2 protein-coding genes are annotated in these 2,556 nt (G+C 67.4%); both read left to right on the top strand.

The annotated features are described in order from the left end of the window. Positions 1-154 precede the first annotated feature (154 nt). Positions 155-1,654 (top strand): IS21 family transposase, encoded by a 1,500-nt coding sequence (gene istA, locus MFF07_RS22360; protein ID WP_238232938.1) that lies wholly within the window; start codon positions 155-157, stop codon positions 1,652-1,654. Next, on the top strand, positions 1,651-2,520 hold the full coding sequence (gene istB / locus MFF07_RS22355) for an IS21-like element ISMex8 family helper ATPase IstB (protein WP_238232937.1): 870 nt from the start codon (positions 1,651-1,653) through the stop codon (positions 2,518-2,520). The genes istA and istB overlap by 4 nt, the downstream gene beginning before the upstream one ends. Positions 2,521-2,556: the final 36 nt, after the last annotated feature.

Below are 2,556 nucleotides of genomic sequence, written 5' to 3'. Positions count from 1 at the left end.
TGAAGCGGCTGGAGGAGAAGGCGCTGTCGGCCGGGTCCGGGCCGGATGGTGTAGGGCGGTGACAAAACCATCCACTGGAGCGTCGGCGGGGTGCTGATGCGGCCGGGGTAAAAGCCGGCCAGTGGAGAGGCTTCTCTTTCGGGAGGGGCCCAGGATGTTTGCCGTGGAAGTCTACGCGGCCGTTCGGCAGTTCGTTTTCATCGACGGCCACTCTCGTCGCGAGGCAGCCCGGGTATTCGGGCTCAATCGCGAGACGATTGCCAAGATGTGCCGGTTCTCATTGCCACCGGGCTATACTCGCACCAAGCCGATCGAGAAGCCGAAGCTGGGGCCGCTACTGCCGGTGATCGATGCGATCTTGGAGGCGGACCGGATCGCACCCATCAAGCAGCGGCACACGGCCAAGCGGATCTTCGAGCGTCTACGCGACGAGCACGGCTACGCTGGCGGCTACACGGTGGTGAAGGACCACGTCCGGATTGCACGCGCGAGCGGGAGGGAGACCTTCGTGCCGTTGGCGCACCCGCCCGGCCACGCCCAGGTCGACTTCGGCGAGGCGGTCGCCACCATCGGCGGCGTGCGCCGGAAGATCCACTTCTTCTGCATGGACCTGCCGCACTCCGACGCCTGCTTCGTGAAGGCGTATCCGCGGGAGACCACCGAGGCGTTCCTCGACGGGCATGTCGCCGCCGTCGGGTTCTTCGACGGGGTGCCGCTGTCGATCCTCTACGACAACACCAAGATCGCGGTCGCCAAGATCTGCGGCGGAGGCCAGCGCGAACGTACCCGTGCCTTCACCGAGCTGGTGAGCCACTACCTGTTCCGGGACCGCTTCGGGCGTCCGGGCAAGGGCAACGACAAGGGCAAGGTCGAAGGCCTGGTCAAGTACGCCCGGTCCAACTTCATGACCCCGGCCCCGGAGGCGGCCTCGTTCGAGGCGCTGAACGCGGATCTGGAGCGACGCTGCCGGACCCGGCAGGATGAGCGGGCCGGACAGCATGCTGAGAGCATCGGCACGCGACTGGTCGCCGATCGTGCCGTTCTGCGTTCCTTGCCGGCGGTCCCGCTGGAGCCGTGCGATAAGCGGGCTGGGCGCGTCTCCTCGACCGCGCTGGTTCGCTACCGCTGCAACGACTACTCGGTGCCGACCGCCTACGGCTTCCGGGACGTGCTGGTGAAGGGCTTCGTCGAGGAGGTCGTAATCCTGTGTGGCGGCATCGAGATCGCCCGGCATGAGCGCAGCTACGGCACCGGCGTGTTCGTGTCCGATCCGCTGCATTACCTCGCGCTGATCGAGACCAAACCGAACGCTCTCGACCAGGCGGCCGCGCTCCAGGGCTGGGATCTGCCCGAGGCGTTCCAGCACCTGCGCCACCTCCTGGAGGCGCGCATGGGTAACCGTGGCAAGCGCGAGTTCATCCAGGTGCTGCGCCTGATGGAGGCGATGCCCAAGGACGTCGTGGCCTCGGCCGTCACCGACGCGATCCGACTCGGTGCGATCGGCTTCGACGCGGTCAAGCTGATCGCGCTGGCCCGGCTCGAACGCCGACCGCCCCGGCTCGACCTGGCGGCCTATCCGCATCTGCCCAGGACCGCGGTGAGGACGACCGTGGCCGCCGACTACGCCGTGCTGGTGCCGGAGGTGGCGGCATGAGCGCGGCACGTGACGAGACGATGCCGGGCGGCACCACCGGCGGCACGCCGGGGATCCTGCTCGCCCACCACCTCAAGCAGCTGAAGCTGCCCACGGTGCTGCGCGAGTACGACAAGGTTGCCCGCGAGTGTGCCCAGGGCAGCATCGACCACCCGCGCTACCTGCTCCGGCTGGTCGAGCTGGAACTCATCGATCGCGAACGGCGCATGGTCGAACGCCGGATCCGGTCGGCACGCTTCCCGGCGGTGAAGAGCCTCGACACCTTCGACTTCCCCGCGATCCCGAGCCTGAACAAGATGCTCGTGCTGGAGCTGGCGCGCTGCGGCTACATCCTTGGCCGGGAAAACGTCATCGCACTCGGCAACTCCGGTACTGGAAAGACCCACATCGCCTTGGCTCTCGGCCTGGCAGCCTGCCAGAAGGGCTTCTCGGTCGCGTTCACCACCGCGGCCTCTCTGGTCAATCAGCTTCTGGAGGCCCGCGACGAGCGCCGTCTGCTCCGGATGCAGCGCGAACTGGCCGCGGTGAAGCTCCTGATCGTCGACGAACTCGGCTACGTGCCGCTCTCGCCGACGGGGGCCGAGTTGCTGTTCGAGACCTTCTCGCAACGCTACGAGCGTGGCTCCACCGTGGTGACCTCGAACTTGCCATTTGAGGACTGGACCTCGGTTCTGGGCTCGGAGCGGCTCACCGGCGCGCTGCTCGATCGCCTGACCCACCACGTCAGCATCCTGAGCCTGAACGGCGACAGCTACCGCCTCAAATCCTCCCGCAACCGACGAGGCCGCGGCGATGGCAGGGCGGAGCAAAACCAGGCCACCGCCGACCCCCACGATCCCGAGACCGGCGAGATCCTGCCGACTTGAGCCACAGGATCGGCGAGAACGATGAAGGGGCCCGAT

The organism is Methylobacterium thuringiense (assembly GCF_022179645.1).
Lineage (GTDB): Bacteria > Pseudomonadota > Alphaproteobacteria > Rhizobiales > Beijerinckiaceae > Methylobacterium > Methylobacterium thuringiense.
Note: the sequence above shows the minus strand (reverse complement) of the source record. Positions and strands in the feature narration are given on the sequence as shown.

What these genes read in the sequence shown, in the direction of transcription:
- istB (WP_238232937.1), top strand. Translation starts at nt 1,651, where the DNA reads ATGAGCGCGGCACGTGACGAGACGATGCCGGGCGGCACCACCGGCGGC.
- istA (WP_238232938.1), top strand. Translation starts at nt 155, where the DNA reads ATGTTTGCCGTGGAAGTCTACGCGGCCGTTCGGCAGTTCGTTTTCATC.